Origin of the sequence: Arthrobacter sp. UCD-GKA (assembly GCF_001863355.1) — a bacterium.
GTDB lineage: Bacteria > Actinomycetota > Actinomycetes > Actinomycetales > Micrococcaceae > Paeniglutamicibacter.
Genome location: NZ_MOLR01000003.1, coordinates 196,014 through 216,449 on the forward strand (window position 1 = coordinate 196,014; position 20,436 = coordinate 216,449).

The 20,436-nt window shown below is 64.8% G+C and carries 16 protein-coding genes; 3 read left to right on the forward strand and 13 right to left on the reverse strand.

Features of this window, described 5'->3' with window-relative positions; genetic code table 11:
- The first annotated feature begins 38 nt into the window (after positions 1 to 38).
- On the forward strand, positions 39 to 971 hold the full coding sequence (locus BLJ79_RS05955; protein WP_286135277.1) for a LysR family transcriptional regulator: 933 nt from the start codon (positions 39 to 41) through the stop codon (positions 969 to 971).
- Between the two features lie 728 nt (positions 972 to 1,699).
- Here BLJ79_RS05955 and BLJ79_RS22285 read toward each other — a convergent pair.
- From BLJ79_RS22285 to BLJ79_RS05980, 6 genes are all read right to left on the reverse strand, one after another.
- Positions 1,700 to 2,668 (reverse strand): formylglycine-generating enzyme family protein, encoded by a 969-nt coding sequence (locus BLJ79_RS22285; protein WP_083411032.1) that lies wholly within the window; start codon positions 2,666 to 2,668, stop codon positions 1,700 to 1,702.
- 208 nt (positions 2,669 to 2,876) lie between these two features.
- Positions 2,877 to 4,481, reverse strand: coding sequence for a GMC family oxidoreductase (locus tag BLJ79_RS05960; RefSeq protein ID WP_071213779.1), 1,605 nt, complete (start codon positions 4,479 to 4,481; stop codon positions 2,877 to 2,879).
- A gap of 2 nt (positions 4,482 to 4,483) precedes the next feature.
- Complete coding sequence (locus tag BLJ79_RS05965; RefSeq protein ID WP_071213780.1) at positions 4,484 to 6,028, reverse strand: aldehyde dehydrogenase family protein; 1,545 nt, start codon at positions 6,026 to 6,028, stop codon at positions 4,484 to 4,486.
- Positions 6,029 to 6,279: 251 nt separating this feature from the next.
- Complete coding sequence (gene betC / locus BLJ79_RS05970; protein WP_071213781.1) at positions 6,280 to 7,815, reverse strand: choline-sulfatase; 1,536 nt, start codon at positions 7,813 to 7,815, stop codon at positions 6,280 to 6,282.
- Between the two features lie 301 nt (positions 7,816 to 8,116).
- A complete protein-coding gene (locus BLJ79_RS05975; RefSeq protein ID WP_071213782.1) occupies positions 8,117 to 10,156 on the reverse strand; it encodes a BCCT family transporter in 2,040 nt (679 codons plus the stop codon).
- A 738-nt stretch (positions 10,157 to 10,894) separates the two neighbouring features.
- Positions 10,895 to 11,854: a D-2-hydroxyacid dehydrogenase family protein gene (locus BLJ79_RS05980; RefSeq protein ID WP_071213783.1), complete on the reverse strand. Its 960-nt coding sequence runs from the start codon at positions 11,852 to 11,854 to the stop codon at positions 10,895 to 10,897.
- Positions 11,855 to 11,941: 87 nt separating this feature from the next.
- Between BLJ79_RS05980 and BLJ79_RS05985 the strand changes: the two genes are divergently transcribed.
- On the forward strand, positions 11,942 to 13,063 hold the full coding sequence (locus BLJ79_RS05985; protein WP_139194747.1) for a hypothetical protein: 1,122 nt from the start codon (positions 11,942 to 11,944) through the stop codon (positions 13,061 to 13,063).
- Between the two features lie 375 nt (positions 13,064 to 13,438).
- Here BLJ79_RS05985 and BLJ79_RS05990 read toward each other — a convergent pair whose 3' ends face one another.
- Entirely contained in the window at positions 13,439 to 14,317 is an 879-nt protein-coding gene (locus BLJ79_RS05990) for an SDR family oxidoreductase (protein WP_071213784.1), read from the reverse strand.
- 101 nt (positions 14,318 to 14,418) lie between these two features.
- Between BLJ79_RS05990 and BLJ79_RS05995 the strand changes: the two genes are divergently transcribed.
- Positions 14,419 to 14,835, forward strand: a complete 417-nt coding sequence (locus BLJ79_RS05995; protein ID WP_071213785.1) for a winged helix-turn-helix transcriptional regulator — start codon at positions 14,419 to 14,421, stop codon at positions 14,833 to 14,835.
- A 68-nt stretch (positions 14,836 to 14,903) separates the two neighbouring features.
- Here BLJ79_RS05995 and pcaC read toward each other — a convergent pair whose 3' ends face one another.
- From pcaC to BLJ79_RS06025, 6 genes are all read right to left on the reverse strand, one after another.
- Positions 14,904 to 15,311 (reverse strand): 4-carboxymuconolactone decarboxylase, encoded by a 408-nt coding sequence (gene pcaC, locus BLJ79_RS06000; RefSeq protein ID WP_071213786.1) that lies wholly within the window; start codon positions 15,309 to 15,311, stop codon positions 14,904 to 14,906.
- Positions 15,308 to 16,123, reverse strand: a complete 816-nt coding sequence (locus BLJ79_RS06005) for an alpha/beta fold hydrolase (protein WP_071213787.1) — start codon at positions 16,121 to 16,123, stop codon at positions 15,308 to 15,310. Before BLJ79_RS06005 ends, pcaC begins: the two co-directional genes overlap by 4 nt.
- On the reverse strand, positions 16,120 to 17,529 hold the full coding sequence (locus BLJ79_RS06010; protein ID WP_071213788.1) for a lyase family protein: 1,410 nt from the start codon (positions 17,527 to 17,529) through the stop codon (positions 16,120 to 16,122). Before BLJ79_RS06010 ends, BLJ79_RS06005 begins: the two co-directional genes overlap by 4 nt.
- A 186-nt stretch (positions 17,530 to 17,715) precedes the next feature.
- On the reverse strand, positions 17,716 to 18,309 hold the full coding sequence (gene pcaG, locus BLJ79_RS06015) for a protocatechuate 3,4-dioxygenase subunit alpha (protein WP_071213789.1): 594 nt from the start codon (positions 18,307 to 18,309) through the stop codon (positions 17,716 to 17,718).
- A gap of 1 nt (position 18,310) precedes the next feature.
- Complete coding sequence (gene pcaH / locus BLJ79_RS06020) at positions 18,311 to 19,144, reverse strand: protocatechuate 3,4-dioxygenase subunit beta (RefSeq protein WP_071213790.1); 834 nt, start codon at positions 19,142 to 19,144, stop codon at positions 18,311 to 18,313.
- Between the two features lie 53 nt (positions 19,145 to 19,197).
- Positions 19,198 to 20,388, reverse strand: a complete 1,191-nt coding sequence (locus BLJ79_RS06025; RefSeq protein WP_071213791.1) for a 4-hydroxybenzoate 3-monooxygenase — start codon at positions 20,386 to 20,388, stop codon at positions 19,198 to 19,200.
- Between the last annotated feature and the right edge of the window lie 48 nt (positions 20,389 to 20,436).

The window sequence follows — 20,436 nt, forward strand, 5'->3', positions numbered from 1 at the left end:
TGACCAGTTGCGCAGTGATGGGGTGCACAATTGCAGATATGAACCTGAAGACTCCCGGATCCGCGGCCCCGAATCCCGACGACCTGCTGATCCTGCTCGCGGTGGCGCGCACCGGACGGTTCACGACGGCCGCCGAGACCCTGGGCCTGAACCACACCACCGTCTCGCGGCGGATCGCCGCATTGGAGAAGGGCCTCGGCGGCCGAACGCTGGCCCGCACCGTGGGCGGCTGGGAACTGACCGACCTGGGCCGGAAGGCCGTGCGGGCAGCCGAGGACGTGGAAACCGCGGTGGCCACCATCCACGAAGGCGAGGTGGAAACGGGCCGGATCACCGGGGTCGTGCGCATCTCCGCCACGGATGGCTTCAGCGCATTCATCATCGCGCCGGCGGTGGCGCAACTGCGCCGGAAACACCCGAACCTCAGCGTGGAGATCGTCAACGTGACCCGCCGGGCGCTGCAACACCGCTCCGGGTTGGACCTTGAGGTGGTGGTCGGCGAGCCCCAGGTGCACCGGGCAGAGGCGATCCGGCTCGGCGACTATACACTGGGAATGTACGCCTCGCGCCGCTACCTGGATGAATTCGGCACGCCCGCCGGCGTGAAGGAACTGAGCGCGCACGGGCTGGTGTACTTCGTCGATTCGATGCTGCAGGTCGACGACCTGGATGCCCCGCGGCGGCTGGTTCCCGGGATGCCGGATGCGCTGAGCTCCACCAATGTGTTCGTCCAGGTCGAGGCCACGCGCGCCGGAGCCGGAATCGGCTTCCTGCCCTGCTTCATGGCCGACCCCCACCCGGATTTGGTGCGGCTCCTGCCCGTGGACTTCGCCGAACGCCTGCCCTACTGGATGGTGCTGCGTCCCGACTCGCTGCGCCAGCCCGCGGTCGCCGCAGTGGCAGATGCGCTGCGTCGCCGGACGGTCGACGTCGAGGACGCGCTGCTGGGAATCGAACGGCTGGAGCACTGATCATGTCTAGGTAGTTTGTGCGTCGAGTTGAACCAGAACGTCTCTGATCCAGCATAGGAAATGCTGGTCTTAGCGTCGCTCAAGCGGCCAACGCGCGGGGTGGAAGCTGCTCACCGAAGGACACTTAGCATGTGATGGATAGCCGGAAACCGCCGACGCCGAAATCTTCCAGAGTTCAACAAATGCCATCCACAACGAAGCCCGCTATGGCCGCCAACATCCTGAGGTCCCGCTCACCAAGAAGAATCAGGGGCACCCTGATCTTGGGGAGCAGGCCGTGTTCTGCTGGCAAGAAGATTCGTTTCGGCTGCATACTTTGCCTGCGTCACCGCAAAACAAGCGGCCAAATCCTCCAAAGGAAGCATGGAGCGGCGAGAAGGGCAGAACCAAGCCGAACGGGTGTTAAACACGGTTTTGCGGAAGAAGGCATCCGCGCACAATATGTGAATCAGGGTTCTGGAAGTGCGTGTGTGGGATGCGACTAAAATCAAAGCCCAAATCATAAGTGCGCTAGAAAGCGAAAACTTCAGGTGATCCGATGGTACCGAGACCGAATGGCTCGAAGGCCGAACTACTCGAGCAGGCGCATGATTGGACGGGACGATAAATCCAATGCGTCGCACAGTTAAGAGATCGAAGACAATTTCGAGCAGCATCGGATCGTGTGAGACCACCGTACGGGATTTCTAACAGCCCAAAACCGTGGAACGCTCCCCAGCACTGCATATTTATGACAGCGCAACAGTCCTAAAGCCGCAGTTTCCGCTGGAGGAATCAGGCGTATTKGAAGTACGGGCAGCGACGCGATACCGGTTGCAATATGATTCGTGGCATAGGTACGACCCCCCGCGCATGACGCGTCCGGCCCCGACAGTGGGCCCCTTTGGATCATGTCGCGGTGAGTTCAGATAGTACTTGGGCAGAAACCAGTCGGCGCACCATTCCCATACGTTCCCTGCAACCTCGTAAAGCCCGTATCCATTGGGGGCAAAAGACCGAACCGGTGCCGTGCCCCTATGACCATCGTTAGCGGAATCCACCGTTGGAAAGGTTCCTTGCCAGATGTTGCAGAGATGTTGCCCGTGCGGTTCTAGGTCATTGCCCCATGCATAGCGTTTTTGGTCCAGTCCTCCGCGGGCCGCGTATTCCCATTCGGCTTCGGTGGGGAGGCGTCGCTTCGACCATTGGCAGTAGGCAAGAGCATCGTTGTGGGAGACATGAACCACTGGATGATCAGGTATTTCCTCCCAAGTGGATCCCGAGCCGGTGGGATTCATCCACTGGGCGCCGCGAACGTTCAACCACCACGGAGATCCCGCGATAGGGCCGACTATTTCATTTCGCGTTGCAGTAGCCAGGAGGTGGAACACCGCGGACGTGCCATAAATTTGAGCCTCGGTTCGATACCCGGTGTCGTTTACGAACACAGCGAACATTTTGTTCGTTACCGTGGTTGCATCGATCCGGTAGTGATCCAGCGAAATCTCATGGACAGGAACTTCACCGTCAGCCTCATATCCCTCGTTGAAGGCATCACCCATTTTGAAGTGACCTCCATTGACCTGGACATCGACATGCAGATTCTCTGACGAATCACGCTCCGCCGAAGGAATATGTGGATCAAAAGCCTTAACTGTTGTTCCAAGGCGTATTGGGGAACAGCAACTCTTTGCTTGTGTTTCCTTGGAAGCGTGCATAGGTGTGGGGTCCTTTTCAGATTGTCCATGCAGAGGGGGGCACGTCTGCCGACGTCGGGTTGTCTGGGAAGTTGCGTTGTTGCACCGCTTACCGGAAGGCAAGATCCCAAGCAGAATACGTTTCACACGAAACTATCCTCACGGAATTCCAAAGCGGTGCGTGGCGCTGCGTTCGCTGGTGGTCGGGCGGACTACCAGCGAACGCAGACTACCGGGATTCGCGGATCAGTTCGGCGCAGCGTTCGCCGATCATCATCACCGTGATGTTCGGGTTCACCGTCACCAGTGCCGGCATCACCGACGCATCGGCCACGCGCAGCCCCGTCACGCCCTTGACCCGCAGCTGCGGATCCAGCGGGGACATCTGGTCGGTTTCCGCGCCCATGCGCACCGACCCGGCCGGGTGGTACACGGTGTTGTGGGTGCGGGTGATGTAGTCGGCGATCTGCTCGTCGGACTGCACCTCCACCCCCGGATACAGCTCCGTCCCTGCCCATGCGGCCATGGCCGGCTGGGCGACGATCTCCCGGGCCTTGCGGATCCCGGCGACCATCACCTTCATGTCGTGGCCCTGCGCATCGGTGAAGTAGCGCGGGTCGACCCGCGGCTTGTCGCGGAAATCGCGGCTGCGCAACCGCACCGTGCCGCGGGACTTGGCCCGGGTCACGTTGGGGGTCAGGCAGAAGGCATTCTCCGAGGTCGGGTAGCCCTGGCGCAGGGTGTGCATGTCAAAGGGCACCGACCCGTAGTGCATCATCAGATCCGGGCGGTCCAGCCCCGCCACGGTGTGGGTGAAGATCCCGATCTCCCACCACTGGGTGGAATCTTCGACCATAGGCTGCTTGGCTTCCCACTGGATCACGCCCTCGGGGTGGTCCTGCAGGTTCGAGCCCACGCCCGGGGAGTCTGCCAGCACCTCGATGCCGTGCTCGGCCAGGTGGCCGGCCGGGCCGATGCCCGAGAGCATCAGCAGCTTGGGGGTGTCGATCGCACCGGCCGAGACGACGACCTCGCGGCGGGCCGAGTAGTGGATGGTGCGCCCGAAGGCACCCTCGACCACATCGACGCCGATGCAAGCTTTGGCCTCGTTGAAGCGCAGCTTGCTGGCCTGCAGCCCGGTGAGCAGCGTGAAGTTCTTCCGCTGCGCGATCGGGTGGATGTAGGAAACCGAGGAGGAGGACCTGGTTCCGTCTTCCAACCTGTTGATCTGGAAGAAATTCGCCCCGTTGAGCACCGTCTGATTGTTGTTGAACCTGGCCCGCGGGATCCCGGCCTGTTCGCAGGCATCGAGCACCGCGACACCGCAGGGGTCGTTCGGCGGCACGTTCATCAGCCTCACCGGGCCGGCATCCCCGTGGTGCGGGGCATCCGGGCCGGCGTTCTCGTTGGTTTCCAGCTGCTTGTAGAGCCGGAAGSCCATCTCGGCGTTCCAGCCGGTCGCCCCGTGCTCGGTCTCCCAGGCGTCCAGGTCCTGGGCCGGGGCCCAGAACGCGATGCAGGAGTTGTGGCTCGAACACCCGCCCATGACCTTGGCCCGGGAGTGGCGCATGAACGAGTTCCCGTTCTCCTGCTCCTCGATCGGGTAGTCCCAGTCGTAGCCGGATTCGAGCAGTTCCATCCAGCGGTCCAGCTGCAGCACCTCGGTGATGCCCCGGTCATCGGGGCCGGCCTCGATCAGCGCGACCGTGACGGACGGGTCCTCGGAGAGCCGGGCCGCGACCGCGGCTCCGGCGGAGCCGCCGCCCACGATGATGTAGTCGAATGCGGTGTCCGGGGTTGGTGCGTTCTCGRTGCCCACGTTCAGGTTCTCCATCCCTAGCTGTCCTTGTCCTGTGCCTGTGCCTGGTCCTCGAACCAGCCGGTGACCTGCGGGTCGAGGTTCTGGTAGATGTGCTTGGCTTCCTGGTACTCGGCCAGGCCCGTGGGRCCCAGCTCGCGGCCCACCCCGGATTGCCCGAAGCCGCCCCATTCGGCCTGCGGCAGGTASGGGTGGAAGTCGTTGATCCACACGGTGCCGTGGCGCAGCGCCCCGGCCACGCGCTGGGCCCGCCCGGCGTCCCGGGTCCAYACGGCCCCGGCCAGCCCGTAGTCGGTGTCGTTGCCGATGGCCACGGCCTGGGCCTCGGTGCGGAAGGTTTCCACCGTCAGCGTCGGGCCGAAGGCCTCCTCCCGGGCCACCGACATGGTCCCGGTGACCCGGTCCAGGATCGTGGGCAGGTAGAAGTGCCCGGATTCCAGGTCCTTGCCGTCCTGGTTGGTGGCTTTCCGGCCGCCGCAGCGCAGGCGTGCGCCCTCGGCGATGCCGGCCTGGACGTACGCGTCGACCTTGGCCAGGTGCGCGGCGGAGATCAGCGGGCCGGTCTCGGCGTTCTCGTCGAAGGGCCCACCCAGGCGGATCAGCCGGGCGCGGCGGACCAGCTCGTCGACAAAGGCCTCGGCGATGGATTCCTCCACCACCAGCCGGGCCCCGGCGGAACAGACCTGCCCGGAGTGCACGAAGGCGCCGTTCAGGGCATTGTCCACCGCGGCGTCGAAGTCGGCATCGGCGAAGATCACGTTGGGGTTCTTGCCGCCCAGTTCCAAGGCGACCTTTTTCACGGTGCCCGCCGCCGCGGCGGCGATGACCCGCCCGGTGGCCAGTCCCCCGGTGAAGGAGACCATGTCCACGTCGCGGTGCGCGGACAGGGCCGGGCCGACCGCGGACCCSGCSCCGGTSACCAGRTTCGCCACCCCGGCCGGCAGTCCCAGTTCCTGCAGCACGTCCATCATCARGATGGCSGTGGAGGGGGTCAGCTCGGCGGGCTTGAGGATGAAGGAGCAGCCGGCGGCCAGGGCCGGGGCGATCTTCCAGGCGGCCTGCAGCAGCGGGTAGTTCCACGGGGTGATCATGGAGACCACGCCGACCGGTTCGTAGACGATCCGCGAGACCACGTTGGCGTCCCCGGCGTCGACGACCCGACCCGGTTCCTGGCCGGAGAGCTTGCCGAAGTAGCTGAAGCTGTCGGCGATGTCCTGGATGTCCAGGCGTGCCTCGTACATGCGCTTGCCGGTGTCCAGTGCCTCGGCGCGGGCGAACTCCTCCTGGCGCTCCAGCAGCCGGGCGGCGACCCTCAGCAGGAAGTCCCCGCGCTGGGGGGCCGGGACCGAGGTCCACACCCCGGAGTCGAAGGAGGCGCGGGCCGCGGCGATGGCGCGTTCGGAGTCGGCGCCGGTTCCCTCGGAGACGGTGGCGACGTGCTCGCCGGTGCCCGGGCAGGTGATCTCCCGGGTCCGGCCCGTATCGGCGGACCGGAAGCGGCCGTCGATAAACAGGCTGGAACCGCTGTGTAGTAGTTGATTGGTATTCTGCGGAAGGCTCATGTGACCTCTTTCCATGTTGAAATCGCTTGTGCGATGTGTAGAAGGCTGACTCTGCCTGTCATCGAAACTTTGGGTCCTTGGAATCGACTGGGCTTATGGGTGTAAAGGGTAATTTCGGAAGGTCCAGTACGCGCTGCAGGAACGTGCCTGCGCGAGCGTCTGACACTGTGATCTACGGCCTGCACATGTCCGGGTTTCGCCATCCACTCCCTAGCGCGGGTGAATGACACCGAATCTGCGCCGTCGCCGGGTCAAACGGACAGATCGGAAATCGTGCCATATCCAAGAGCGTTCCAGAAGTCACCGCGGACGTACCGTTGCTCGGGCCGGGGTTCGAAGTCCCAGTGCTGTGCCCGCCCCTGCTGGAGAGCCTCGGCCACCAGCTGCCGTCTGGACTGGCTGGCCAAGACCCCGGATTCCAGCGCGGCAAGGTCGTATTGGGCTGCAAGGGTTTGGTGCAGCTCTGCGACCACATCCGCGTAAGCGTGATCCATGGCCCGGTTCTGCAATTCGTCCGGGTCCTCATCCAAATCGAACAACTGATCCGGATCGCCGGGGCAAACAACGAATTTGAACCGACCGCGAACCACTGTGATCTGAGGTCGATACGTGCCCTCGGCCAGATATTCAATCATGATGTCTCGGTCTTCGGGAGCGACAGTGCCCGAGAGCTCACGGCGGATGGATTCCAGAAGAGAGATGCCTGTGGCCTTTGCCTCTGGTGCCCCGGCCAATTCGACCAGCGTCGGCATTAAATCAAGAAGGCACACTGGATTCGCGAATCGCCCCTTGGGCACTAGGTTCTCCGCGCCATGCATGATCAGGGGGACCCGGGACGATTGCTCGTAGGGTGACATCTTGAACCACAGCCCCTTTTCCCCGAGCATGTCCCCATGGTCGCTGGTCACCAGGATCACGGTGTTGTCGGCCAGGCCCAGCTGCTTGAGCCGCTCGTGGATCCGACCGATGTGGTCATCAATGTAGCTGACCGCCGCGTAGTACGCTCGGCGGGCCCGGCGAACTTGGTCGATGCTTGGATCACGCTTATCGAACCCACTCATTGCTCGTAGCCGATGGGTGTGCGGATCCTGGGCAGCCGGCGGTATTGCTGGGTATTTGGGATCGGGGATCATCTCACCCTCGAAACGGTCCCAGTGCTCGCGCGGTGGTTCGTACGGATCGTGCGGGTGGATGAATGAGGCCACCATGAGGAAGGGCAGGTCCTCACCAGCGGCTTGATTTGCACGCACCCGGTCGTTCAGGTGACGCAGCGCACGGAACCCGACTTCTTCGTCAAAATCCTGCTGCACCGTCGCCTTCGAAACCCCGGCGTTGAATACAGCATCGGCATCGTGGTACCACTGCAGACGGCGGTCCAGCGGCAGGGTCCAGTCTGGCACCATGTCAAGGCCCGCAGGATAGACATCGGTCGTCAGCCGTTCTTCAAACCCGTGCTGCTGATCGGGGCCGATGAAGTGCATTCGGCCGATCAAAGCGGTGTGGTAACCGACTGCTCTCAGGCGATGCGCAAAAGTTGGCGAAGAAGCGGCAAAGTCATCACCGTTGTCGTAGCATTCGCTTTCGGAAGGTAGCCTGCCTTCCATCATCGATGCGCGAGACGGCGCGCACAACGGGGTATTGCAGTAGGCCCGTTCAAACACCGCGCCATTTTCGGCCAATGCGTCGATGTTCGGGGTCTTAGCGGCCTTGTCACCGTATGCACCCAGCGCTTGGGCCGCCATCTGGTCGGCTTGGATGACCACGATGTTAGGTCGTTTCTGAGTCATGATGGGTCCTTTCGATTAGGTTGAGTGGGAAATTGCAGTGCAGGGTTGCCGGCGAGGTTACGGACCGAGTCGTCCGCTTCCCTCGCAGCCACACGGCACTATCTGGCATAGGCCTGGCGGCCTGAGTGGTAACGGCCATCCGCATCAGAGGCCGCATGGTGAAGTGTGCATTCGCCAGCGAATGTACTTCTGGTGATAGCCCGCACAGGAGTTGCAGCAGATACGCCGCTCGTCGATATTTCCACCCTCTGAGGGGCTTGGAGCTCTCCCCGCACGGGCCGGTGCGGGAACCCCTTGGGGGTCATGATCGCAAGTGTTGAGGTTCTTGCTCCTCTAGCGGGGCAGGGGGCGGCTCAATAGTCGGTTCACTAGGATCTTCAAAGACCTGGTCACTCTTGGTCGATGGACTTTCGACAGACTCCGGGTCGTATCCGTCAGCCCATTCTCCGGTTTCGAAGTTGTATCCGACCGGTTCGCCGTCCTCGTTGGTGCGCTGATACCACTGGGTATAGGCCTCGTGTAATGAATCCACCTCGGCGCCGGCGCCACTTCCGTTCTTCGCTTTGCCAACTTTGAGGGCGAAGTCGTCACCGAAACGTTCGACACCGTCGGTTACCGCATTATTCAACGCACTTTGGGTATACCGGATACGCAGCGCCATGGGATCGGTGCGAAGTTCCCGGAACCACGCGATCAAGATCAGGATCAGTATCAGAGAGAACGGGACCGCCGTAATGATAACGAGTTGTTGCAGTCCGGTAAGCGCCATCGCGTCGCCGAGTAGCAACATGACGATAGCGATTCCACTCATCACGAGTCCCCAAAAGACGATCACCCCGCGGCGAGGATTTTGATCGCCCTGCGTGGTGAGCATGCCCATCACGACCGAAGCTGAGTCAGCGGCCGTGATGAAGAAGATCGCGAGCACCACCAGTACGACATACGGTAGCCATTCAACGTACGGCAAGTTTTCTATCAGTGCGAAGAGCACCTCGGGCGCAGCCATGTCCGCAGAGAACCCCGGCAGGTCCTGGCGGTACATCCAAATCGATGTGCCGCCCATGATTCCATAGGCAACGAAGATCAAGGACGAAGGAATCAGAATGGTGCCGAGAACGAATTGCCTGATACTTCGGCCACGCGAAATTCGAGCGATGAAGATGCCGACGAACGGCGACCACGAGATCCACCACGCCCAGTAATACACCGTCCATATCGACTGGAATTCTTGCGTCTCGGAACCCCATGAGAGGGACCTGCCCATTAGTTCGAACATGGAGCCGAGATACTCCATGATCGCCGAGGGCAACAGGTTCATGAGAAACAACGTGGGACCCAAGAAAAGGACGATCAACATCAAAGCAATCGTTAACAGGATGTTGATGCTGGACAGATACCGGATGCCGCGCGAAACGCCCGACACGGCCGAAACTACAAAACCAATCGTGAGGATGGCGATAATTACGACGAGTGTCGTGTTCGTGGCCTCACCGGTCCCGGACACAATGCTCACCCCGGTACCGATCTGCATTGCAGCGATGCCAAGGGCGGCAGCGGTGCCGAAGAGTGTGGCAACGATGGCGAAGACATCCACCAGCTTGCCAGCGATGCCTTCTGTGAGCCGCTGTCCGAAGAGAGCCCGAAAAATCGAGGAGATGAGCAGGGTGCGACCACGGCGGTATGCGGCGTAAGCCACTGCCCCGCCCACAAGCGCGTAGACCGCCCACGCGTGGAAGCCCCAATGGTAGTAGGTCTGTGCAAAGGCTCGATGCATAGCCTCGACGGACTCCGGCTGGCTGGTCAACGGCGGCGGAGAGATGAAATACGTGAGAGGTTCTGCAGGACCCCAGAAAAGTACCGCCACACCAAGACCGGCAGCAAAAAGCATTGCTGTCCAGGAGAAGGTGCTGAATTCGGGTTTCTCGTGGTCCTTGCCGAGCGGAATCTTCCCGTAGGGAGATAAAGCCATGCCGACCAATGCGATGAGCACAACGATGGCTACGGTGTTGAACATCCAGCCGAGGTTATTGGTGGACCAGTTAAAAGCCGTCTCGGCTACGGAAGCGACACTCGTAGGGGACCAAATGCCCCAGACAACGAACGCCGTCGTCAACGAACCGGCAATCGCGAAAACGAGCTTGTCTACCTTATAGCGCCGACGTTGCTCATCAATGGCGATGCCCGGAACCAGGACAGGGTGCCTGTTGTGTGGATAAGCAAGAAGTCTGCGATTCAGACGTCCGGGTCCCTTCCGCTGATTTGCGCGCTCGTTGTCGAGCAAGGTTTGATTCCGGCGTGAACTGCTCTGCTCTTGTTCGGGTTTACTGGGTTTGAACGTCATCGAAATGGGGTCCTCTCTGGGGCCTCGAATCGAAGCATTGCTAGAAGCAGCGGAGCCTCGAGTGCACAGCAAAATGAGCCCAGTTGGTGCAGGAAAGTTAGGAAGGGTTTAACGTAAGCTAAATCGCCGTAGCGAAAAACGCATGCCCAATACCTGACGCCGAGATGTCGGCATGGGTGGCACCCCGCAATTCAAGGGATGCGGGGAAGTAAACAGCAGGAATGGTTCGAACTACGTGAGGATCCAATATCGGCTGGATCAGCCGCCTGGACAGACCCGGTTCCTGCTTCAGGGGGCAACCGTTTACGGTTCGCCACCCCACCAGCCGATTGCTGCTGGCGACCACGAGTCATTTGCATATCCCACCGTAGGGAACGAGGGAAAGGACTTCGTCAGATTGCGGAGGACGGCTGAAGCCTCGACCCTAGAAGCATGGCCACGCGCACGGCGGCGGGATGCAGGTAGAGTGAGGTACGTCATACCATCGGACACTATCTGGTGTATCAATAGCTGTCAACGAGGAAGGACGGGTCGACTCACAAAACCCTCGGCGCGGCCGGATACGTCGCCTCAAAAGGAAAGCTCGATTTCCCCTCATCCTGCTTTGAGGGGTGGGGCCGCGGCGGCGTGCGTGAGCCGAGAGCCTGCTGTTGACGAGGATCTGACCCAAAAGCGAGGATGAACCCGAGCTCGTTGAGTGGTCCACACCCGGGGTGAAGCCCGGGCTCTTTTTCGGTCTCAGCCGAGCACGTTGACCGCAGACCCGCCGGCCCAGGCGGCGATGTCCTGTGCTGCTCCCGTGTAGAAGATCCTGAACTGGTCCTCGGTCACGTAGCCGAGGTGCGGGGTGGCAATCACCCCGGGCGTGCGCAGCAACCGGTGGCCCTCCGGAAGCGGCTCGACGTCGAACACGTCCATGGCCGCCAGCGACGGGGCTCCCGTGTCCAGGGCGAAAACCAGGGCGTCCGTATCCACGATGGCGCTGCGCGAGGTGTTGACCAGGATCGAGCCGGGCTGCATCAACGCAAGTTCTTCCTCTCCCACCGCACCGGTGGTGCGCTCGGAGAGCTTCAGGTGGATGGTGAGCACGTCGCTGCGGGAAAAGAGCCCCTCCTTGGACACCTGCTCGGCCCCGACCTCCGCGGCGCGTTCCGCCGTGAGGTTCTGGCTGTGGGCGATCACGTGCATCCTGAAGGCCTGCCCGATGCGTGCGACCTGGCTGCCCAGCTTGCCCAGGCCGTAGACCCCTAGTGTCTTGCCGGACAGCCCGGTGCCCAGGGTCTGCTGCCAGGGCTGGCCGGCGGCACGCGGCCGGTCGGTCGAGAACAGCTCCACATCCAGCCGGCGGGCGGCAGCCAGGATCAGCGCCCAGGTGTGTTCCACCGCGGCGGTCGCGCTGCCGGCGGTGCCGCACACCGTGATGCCCAACTCCCGCGCCGCATCCAGGTCGATGGAGGCGTTGCGCATGCCGGTGGTGACCAGCAGCCTGAGGTTTGGCAACTCGGCCAGGCGCGCGGCGGTGAACGGCGTGCGCTCGCGCATGGCCACCACCACCTCGAAGTCCCGCAGAGCAGCGGTGACGGCGTCATCCTCGTGTCCCAGGAACGCAGTGAAGAAAACGGTCTGCCCGGGCAGTGAATCCCAGTCCGCCAGGGAACGGGCAACGTCTTGGTAATCATCGAGGACGGCTATGCGCATGACCCCAGTCTAGGACCCGGCACGCCGGGTACGGTGGAAGCCAAGCAGCCATGTGACGGCTGGCCATACCTTTGAGAGAAAACGGTCATGGAATTGGTTGAGGCGTTGCTGGGAGGTCGGCGGGGCCGGCGGCTGCTGCTGGAGTTCGCGCTGGAATCCGAGGCGATCCTGCTCACGGGCCAAGCCGAGCATCCGCTGCACGGAGGGCTTTTCTACGCCTCCTACCGAGAGGACTTCGCACGAGGCGAAGCGGTGTCGTTGTTCGGGCCCGGCGCCGAGGAGGGCCGGAAAATCATCGTCACCGCCGAAGACGTGGCCGAGCTGCTCGCCGCCACCGGGCTGGTGCCCGTCACCGCGGCTTTGCTGCGCACGGTCCTGGCCCGGAGCGTCGATACCGCCCGCTACTGGCAGCCACCCGAGGGGGCCGACGTGATCGCGGCCTCGGCGCCGGTGCGCAAAGAACTGGTGCGGGTCGCCGGACACCTTGCCGCATCCGGGTCGGCCGTCTGGTGGATGCGTACGGCCACGACCGGAGAACAGTGGCGAGTCCAATGGGAGCAGGAAGACGCGCCGGATTGGTGGGCACCGAGCGGCGAACCTGCGGCAACGGTGCTGGACGCTTGGCATCAGGCGTTGGAGCAAGAGGAGCGGCGCGCGGGAATCGAACGTCCGGCCGACCCCGCGGCCAACTACGGAGGTGAGTGGTGGTCGATGCCGCCGGCAAAGCTGCTGCATTCCACCGGTACATTCGAGGACGGATCCCCGGTTGGGCTGTGGTGCGTGGAGGACGGTTTCGGGTGGGAGCGGGCCAAGACCCGTCGGGTGGAGGTGCCGGAAGCGGTGCGCATCTTCGAAATCACGCAGGCCGCCGACTGGGCGCAGCTGTGCCACGACCATCCGATGGAGGTCACGGCGCAGAAGCGCCACGACTGGTACCGCACCACCGGGCGGGTCGGGGCATGGGTCATGCCCGATTTCTCGCAGCTGGCCCGCGGCTACGACGGCGTGCACCTGACGGTCGCTGCGTATCTGGGGCTGGCCGGCGAAGCCATTGAAGTCGGCGCGGAACGGGCGAGCGTGATCGCCGGGTGGAACCCGGATGAGACCCATTGGTTCAGCGACGAGGTGGCGCTTCGGGGCGAAGAAACGGCGTGGGTGTGTGCGGATGCGAATTCCGGGGACGGTACATGGTCACGCGTTGCCGAATAGGCTTCCCGGGTGCCATCCGCCCGGACGAACGGCCTGCAGGGAATCCCCGGAGGAGGCCGTGCCGGCCGTTCGGAATCGGACAAGGGGCGTCAGCCATCCATGGTCCGGCGTTCCCAGCGCCGTTTGCGTCCGATGGTGCGGTTGACGCGCCAGGGTGACTTGCGGGCTTTGCCCTGCCCGCGCCACTGGTGCGGCTTGCACAGCGCGCACCCCCGATTTCGGCGGTGAGGCGAATGGGCCATGTGATGTTCCTTCCCGGGTCATGCCCCGCCCGGGTGGGCGGGGCTTCTTTCGGGAAGGCAACGGGGTTGGCATATTTGGAGCGTACTTGAGACGGGTAGACCTGTCGCCCCGCCTCCTGGTGCCCCTGTCCGGTCAGGCCCGCTGGGTGGCCAATGCACCGGCGGAGGCCCGAACGGCTTCACCCAGCGTCGTGGCGGGGCGGCCAAGCAGCGTGGCCAGGGCATTGCCTTCGACGAGCAGCTCGCCGCGGGCGATGCCGCGGTCGCTGTCGGCCAGGATCCTCGCAAAGTCTCCGGGAACGCCTGCACCCACGAGCAGGTGGGAGAAGTCCTCCTCCGGCAGGTCCTGGTAGGTCACCGCCTGGCCCGTGGCCGCGCTGACCTCGCGGGCCAGGTCCTCGAGGCTGAAGGATTCTTCTCCGCCCAGTTCGTAGACCATTCCCGCCTGGTCGTCAGCCAGCAGGACGGCGGCGGCGGCCTGTGCCAGGTCAGCCCGGGTGGCGCCGTTGAGCCGGCCTTCGCCCGCGCTGCCGAAGACGGTGCCGTGCTTCAGGTAGCCGTCCAATTGCTCGGTGTAGTTCTCCAGGTACCAGCCGTTGCGCAACAGCACGTGGGGGACCCCGGAATTGTGCAGGGCCCGCTCGGTGTCCTGGTGGTCGGCGGCCAGGGCCATGGTGTTGGTGTCGGTGTTGGGGATGCTGGTGTAGGCCAGCAGCGCCACGCCGGCGTCCTTCGCGGCCTCGATGACGTCGAGGTGCTGGGCCACGCGCGGGCCCGGCTCGCTGCCGGAAACCAGCAGCGCCTTGTCGACTCCGGTGAATGCCTCGCGCAGCGAAGCCGGGTCTGAATAATCCATGGAGCGGACCTGGACGCCGAGTCGGGCGAGTTCTGCCAACTTGGCCTGGTTCCGGCCCCCTGCCACGATCTGTTCCGCAGGCAAACCTCGCTCCAGGAGTGCTTCGACGACGAGGCGGCCGAGCTTGCCGGTGGCCCCGGTGATGAGGATGGTCATGGCGTTTCCTTTCGGGAAATATTGGCTGTCTTCCATCACAACCGTGCACCCGAGAAATTGCTTCCCAAAAGAGAGTACGCACTTTAAGGTAAGTTGGTTTCATGTCGGCAACCACCAGTCTCCAGCCACCCGCACTACCCGCATCCGTCATGGTCTTGCAGGCGGGGTGTCCGAGCCGGACGGTCCTTGACCACGTCACCAGCAAATGGGGCGTGCTCATTCTTGTGGCGCTGGCGCGCGGCCCGCAACGCTGGAGCGAGCTGCGCCGCCGCGCCGAGGGCATCAGTGAGAAGATGCTGGCCCAGACCCTGAAGACCCTTGAAGGGGATGGATTCGTCCATCGCGACGCCCAGCCGGTGATCCCGCCGCGCGTCGACTACAGCCTCACGGCCCTAGGCCAGGAATTGGTCCAGCGGCTGCTTCCCCTGGTCACCTGGATCGGTGAGCACGCCGATGGGATCGTCCAGACGCCGTCCACGCGTCCGTCCCGCCCGGACAAGGACCCGGGCGCGGCCTGAAAACACGCCGGGCCCCGGACAATTCAACCGAATCGTCGGGACCCGGGGTCTTGCCTTGAATCAGGTACCTACTTGGCGTCCTGCGCTTCGTATTCGGCCAGCACTGCCTTGCCGATCTTGAACGCGGTGTTGGCCGCGGGCACCGAGCAGTAGATGGCCGACTGCAGGAAGACTTCCTTGATTTCGTCGGCGGTCATGCCGTTGCGCAGGGCCGCGTGCACGTGCATTTCCAGCTCTTCCCAGTAGCCGCCGGCGATCAGTGCGGTCAGCGTGATGGCACTGCGCGTGGTGCGCGGCAGCCCGTCTCGGGTCCAGATGGTGCCCCAGGCGTAGCGGGTGATCATTTCCTGGAACTCGTCGGTGAAGTTGGTCGAGTTCGCGGTGGCCCGGGCGACGTGCTCGGTGCCCAGGACCTGCTTGCGGACCTCCAGACCGGCGTCGTAGCTGTCGCCGGGCAGGCGTGTGGATTCGGTCATGCGATTTTCTCCTGGGTGACGGAAGCAAAGAACTCGACCAACAGGGCGGCGGTGGCCTTCGGGTCCTCGGCCGGGGCCAGGTGCGCGACGGTGTCGATGGTGGCCGCCCGGGCGTTCGGGGCGTGCTCGGCGATGAACTGCGCATCGGCCGGCGGGCAGACCACGTCGTGGGCGCCGGCGATGGCCAGGATCGGATCCTTCATGCCCGGCAGTGCCTCGCGCAGGTCGAAGCCGGCCAGGGCGCCGCAGACGTGGGCGTAGGCGAAGCGGTCCGCGTCCTGCAGGTTGTGCAAGAGGTCGGTGGAGATGACAGGGTTGGCCTCGATGAAGCCCGGGGCGAACCAGCGCTCGGCCGATCCGGTGAGCACCACCGGGGTGCCGGCCTTGGCCACAAGTTCGGCGCGATCCCTCCAGCCCTCCGGGGTGCCGATCTTCGCAGCGGAGCAGATGACCGACAGCCCGGCAAAGGTGCCGGGGAAGTCGTTGGCCAGCTGCAGGGCGATGGCCCCGCCCACGGAAACGCCCGCGTAGAACAGCGGGGTCCCGGGGACGATCACGCCTTCGGTTTCCAGCGCCTCGAGCATCTTGATCACGCCGGAGGCCAGCTCGGCCATGGAGAATTCCTCGGTGGACGGAGCGGACTCGCCGTGGCCCGGCAGGTCCCAGGCCACCAGCTGGAAGTGCTCCTTGAGGTACGGCACGGCCGGTCCCCACAGGGCCAGCGAGCCGGTGCCCAGCGACGGGCCCAGCACCAGGGTGGGGAGGTCGGCTGCCGGATGCAGCAGGGTCGGGGTCAGTGCGGGAATGCTCATGCGTTCTTCCAATCGTTGAAGTCTTCGCGGATACGGTCAATGAAGTCGGTGGCCGAGCCCAGGTAGCCGGCCGGGTCCAGCAAGTCGTCGAGGAACAGCTGGTTGTCCATGTCCGAGGGCAGGACCTGTGAGAGCAGGGTGCGCAGCGGGGTTCCGGTGCGCAGGGACTCGAGGACCAGTTCCTGCACCTTTGCCTTGCCGCCGGCGACCAGCGGCGCGACGACGGTGGAGATCCGTTCGGAGACCAACAGGTCCCCGGACAGGGCCATATTCCGGGCCATGGCCTCGGGGTGCACGCCCAGGCCGGAGGCCAGGGTCGCGGCGTGGTGCGCGGCGCCACCGGCCAGCCGCAGCAGTTCGCGCAAGGCGGACCATTCGGCGTGCCAGCCGCCGTCGGGGCGTTCGTCCACCGCGGTGCCGGCGGCGGTGAACAGCGTGGCCACGTGGGCGGGTGCGGACAGCGCGGCGTTGCGCAGCAGCACCGAATGCACCGGGTTCTGCTTTTGCGGCATGGCCGAGGAACCGCCCTTGCCCGCCTCGCGGGGTTCGCTCAGCTCGCCGAACTCCGGGCGTGCGGCGGTGAGCACGTCGGCGCCGAAGGTGCCCGCGGCGGCGATGACCGAGCCCAGCGCGGACCCGAGCCCCAGTACCGGCTGGCGCATGGTGTGCCACGGTGCGATCGGTGCGGCCAGGGACAGTTCGGCGGCCAGCGCAGCGGTGAGCTCGTGGGCGCGTTGGGCCAGGCGGTGTTCGGACTTGTACGGCAGTGCCGAGCCCAGGCGCTGGTGCAGCGAGGCCAGGGTGCCGACCGCGCCTCCCCATTGCAGCGGCAGGGACGCGGCGGCGGCGTCGAGCTGGCGTCCGGCCGCGGTGAGGGCGGCGAGCCAGTTGGCGGCGCGCAGCCCGAAGACGGTGGGAAGGGCGTGCTGGGTCAGTGAGCGGGCCGCGCAGAGGGTGGCGGCGTGCTTCAGTGCGAGCTCCGAAAGCGCCGCGGCGGCGGCGAGCAGGTCGGTTCGCATGGCCGCGATGGAGCGGGACGCGAGGAGCATCAGGGCGCTGTCGATGATGTCCTGGCTGGTGGCGCCGCGGTGCAGGGCCAGCGCCGCGGTGGACGGGGCGCCTGCCTGGGCGAGCTGTTCGCGCATCATGCCCAGCAGCGGGATCAACGCGTTGGCGCCGTCGGGCCCGCGCTCGGCCAGTGCGCCCAGGTCGTAGAGCTCCACCCTGGCGATGGCGGTGACGGCATCGGCGTCCGCCTGGCTGCAGAGCCCGGCCTCGGCCTGGACCCTGGCCCAGGCGGCTTCAATGTCGAGCATGCCCTGGGCGAAGGCGGCATCCGAGGCGGCTTCGGCAACTGGTGTTGCCGCCCAGGCGGGGGTCAGCAATCCGTAATCGACCGGGTACATTCGCTGGTGCATCTCCTTGGGAGGGGGTGGGACCGGGTGGCTTCTGCGGTTCCGGGAATGCCCGGGAACCCCTGGGGGGTGAACCCCAAAGCCCCCGCGGTGCCGGAAGACGCACTTTCCATCATCCCGGTTCGGGGACGGAACGGCGAGTTCTGCGGCAGGCGGGGGCCAAAAGGTGTGCGCGTGTTACGACTCGCGCGGGTAGGACAGGAACACGGTTTCGCCCTCGCCCTGCAGCGAGATGTCGAAGCGCAGCGAACCGTCGGCCTCGCGGGTGGCGACCAGCGTCTTGCGCCCGGCCTCGTCCAGCGAGGCCAGCAGCGGGTCGTTGGCCAGCGCCGCGGTGTCCTCCGGCAGGTAGATGCGGGTGAACAGGCGGTTGAGCAGGCCGCGGGCGAAGACCGTGAGCATGATGAACGGTGCCTTGCCCTCCTCGGTGGCCCCGGGGTTCAGGGTCGTGAAGGTGTAGTGCCCGACGTTGTCCACCGCGGTGCGGCCCCAGCCGGTGAAGGTGTAGCCGTCGCGAACCAGCGAGCCGTCCTTCGAGACCACGTTGCCGTCCTCGTCGGCCTGCCAGATTTCCAGCAGCGCGTCGGGGATGGGGGTGCCGGCGCCGTCGGTGACCGTGCCGTGCAGGCGCACCGCGCCGGGGCGGGCCTGGTTGACCAGTTCGTTGTCCTTGTTGAAGGGCAGCGCATAGCCGTAGAACGGGCCGATGGTCTGACCCGGGGTGGCGGCCAACTTCAGCGCGGGTGCCTGGGTGTTTGATGCCTGTGCCATGTTAGTGATCTCCCTCTTCGTCTTCCATCCAGGTCCGGTTGCTGCCGGTGAGCACGATGTCCCAGTTGTAGCCGGTGGCCCATTCGTGGGACGTGATCGAGTGGTCGTAGGTGGCGACCAGGCGGTCGCGGGCTTCCTTGTCCGTGATCGCCTGGTAGATCGGGTCGAGGCTGAACAACGGGTCGCCCGGGAAGTACATCTGGGTGATCATCCGCTGGGTGAAGTCGGTGCCGAAGAGCGAGAAGTGGATGTGCGCCGGGCGCCAGGCGTTGTGGTGGTTCTTCCACGGGTAGGGAGCCGGCTTGATGGTGGTGAAGGAGTACTCGCCGTTGGGGCCGGTGATCGCGCGTCCCACGCCGGTGAAGTTCGGGTCGATCGGGGCCGGGTGCTGGTCGCGCTTGTGGATGTAGCGTCCGGCGGCGTTGGCCTGCCAGATTTCCACCAGCTGGCCGGCCACGGGGCGGCCGTCGCCGTCGAGCACGCGGCCGGCCACGACGATGCGCTCGCCGATCGGCTCGCCGTTGTGCTGGATGGTCAAGTCGGACTCCAGGGCATGCACATCGCGCTCGCCGAAGGCGGGGGAGTGCAGCTCGATGGTCTCGGGGTCCGCGTGGTGCAGGTTCTTGGTGGGGTGGCGCAGCAAGGAGGAACGGTAGGGTGCGAAGTCGATCCGCGGCTGCGTCTCGGCCTTGGCCCCGTCAACAACGGACTGGCGGTAGGCGGCGTGGATGTCGGTGATCTCGGCGGAGATGGCTTCCTGCGAGAGCGTCGTGGCTGCGGGATCCAGCACGTGCGAATCGGTGAAGGACTCGGTCGAGGTGGCTTCGGTGCTCACTGCGTGCTCCTTTCGGTGGGGGGAAATGCGGGAAATGGATGGAGGGAAGAAGGCTAGGAGTGGGGCCAGCCGGTGTAGGACTCGGCCAGGTATTGCTGTCCGAAGCGCGAGGAGGTCACGGTGTCGAGCTCGCCCAGGGCGCGCTTGGCCATGAACGGATCCGCGTCCACCGGGGTGTGCAGCATCGAGGTCATCCAGTAGGAGAAGTTCTGCGCCTTCCACACGCGCTTCAGCGCCAGGTCGGAATAGCCGTGCAGCAGCGCGTCGTTCCGGGTGGCGTAGAAGGAATCCAGCGCCTCGAAGAGCACCTTGACGTCGGCGAAGGCCAGGTTCAGGCCCTTGGCGCCGGTGGGCGGGACGGTGTGCCCGGCGTCCCCGATCAGGAACATCCGGCCGTGGGAAAGCGGTTCGCGCACGAAGGAGCGGAACTTCAGCACCGTCTTGTCGAAGATGTTTCCGGTCTTCAGCGTGAACCCGTCCGGCCCGTCGACGCGGCGCTGCAGCTCGGACCAGATGCGGTCCTCGCTCCAGGTGTTTACGTCCTCGTTGGGGTCGCACTGGAAGTACATGCGCTGGACGGTTTCGCTTCGCTGGGAGATCAGCGCGAAGCCGTGCGGGGAGTTGGCGTAGATGAGCTCGGGTGCGGACTTGGGGGCCTCGGTGAGGATGCCGAACCAGGCGAAGGGGTACTCGRTCTTGAAATCCTGGGTTCCGGGGACTGCGCGGCGGCAGAAGCTGCGCGAGCCGTCGGCGCCGACCAGGATGTCGCAGTGCACCTCGAAGACGTTGCCCTCGGCATCGGTGAAGTGGAACTTCGGGGTCTCGGTTTCCAGGTCGAAGACCGCGGTGACCTCGGCGGAGTAGCGCACGTCCCCGCCGTCGCGCGCCCGGGCCGCGGCGAGGTCGACGAAGACCTCGTTCTGCGCGTACAGCGTGACGGTGGCGTCGACCAGATCGGTGAAATCCAGCGGGTGGGATTCGCCGTTGAAGCGAAGGTCGATCCCCGCGTGCTCGTCCCCGTGCGTGAGCACCCGGCCCTCGACCCCGGTGTCGGTGAGCATCTTGACCGAGCCCGCCTCGAGGATGCCGGCGCGGTGGGTGTTGCGGATGGTCTCGTGGTCGCGGGATTCCACGACGAGGTTCTCGATGCCGGTCTTGGCTAATAGGTGCGAGAGCATCAGGCCGGCGGGGCCACCGCCGACGATGCCGACCTGGGTCTTGAGGATGGTGCGCTCTGTGGCCATGGGGCGATTGAGTCCTTTGGTGCGTCGGTGGCGGTTCCCCCTACCGGC

What these genes read in the sequence shown, in the direction of transcription:
- BLJ79_RS05955 (WP_286135277.1), top strand. Translation starts at nt 39, where the DNA reads ATGAACCTGAAGACTCCCGGATCCGCGGCCCCGAATCCCGACGACCTG.
- pcaG (WP_071213789.1), bottom strand. Translation starts at nt 18,309, where the DNA reads ATGGCACAGGCATCAAACACCCAGGCACCCGCGCTGAAGTTGGCCGCC.
- BLJ79_RS05985 (WP_139194747.1), top strand. Translation starts at nt 11,942, where the DNA reads ATGGAATTGGTTGAGGCGTTGCTGGGAGGTCGGCGGGGCCGGCGGCTG.
- BLJ79_RS06010 (WP_071213788.1), bottom strand. Translation starts at nt 17,529, where the DNA reads ATGTACCCGGTCGATTACGGATTGCTGACCCCCGCCTGGGCGGCAACA.
- BLJ79_RS05995 (WP_071213785.1), top strand. Translation starts at nt 14,419, where the DNA reads ATGTCGGCAACCACCAGTCTCCAGCCACCCGCACTACCCGCATCCGTC.
- BLJ79_RS05980 (WP_071213783.1), bottom strand. Translation starts at nt 11,854, where the DNA reads ATGCGCATAGCCGTCCTCGATGATTACCAAGACGTTGCCCGTTCCCTG.
- BLJ79_RS05975 (WP_071213782.1), bottom strand. Translation starts at nt 10,156, where the DNA reads ATGACGTTCAAACCCAGTAAACCCGAACAAGAGCAGAGCAGTTCACGC.
- BLJ79_RS05990 (WP_071213784.1), bottom strand. Translation starts at nt 14,317, where the DNA reads ATGACCATCCTCATCACCGGGGCCACCGGCAAGCTCGGCCGCCTCGTC.
- betC (WP_071213781.1), bottom strand. Translation starts at nt 7,815, where the DNA reads ATGACTCAGAAACGACCTAACATCGTGGTCATCCAAGCCGACCAGATG.
- BLJ79_RS06005 (WP_071213787.1), bottom strand. Translation starts at nt 16,123, where the DNA reads ATGAGCATTCCCGCACTGACCCCGACCCTGCTGCATCCGGCAGCCGAC.
- pcaC (WP_071213786.1), bottom strand. Translation starts at nt 15,311, where the DNA reads ATGACCGAATCCACACGCCTGCCCGGCGACAGCTACGACGCCGGTCTG.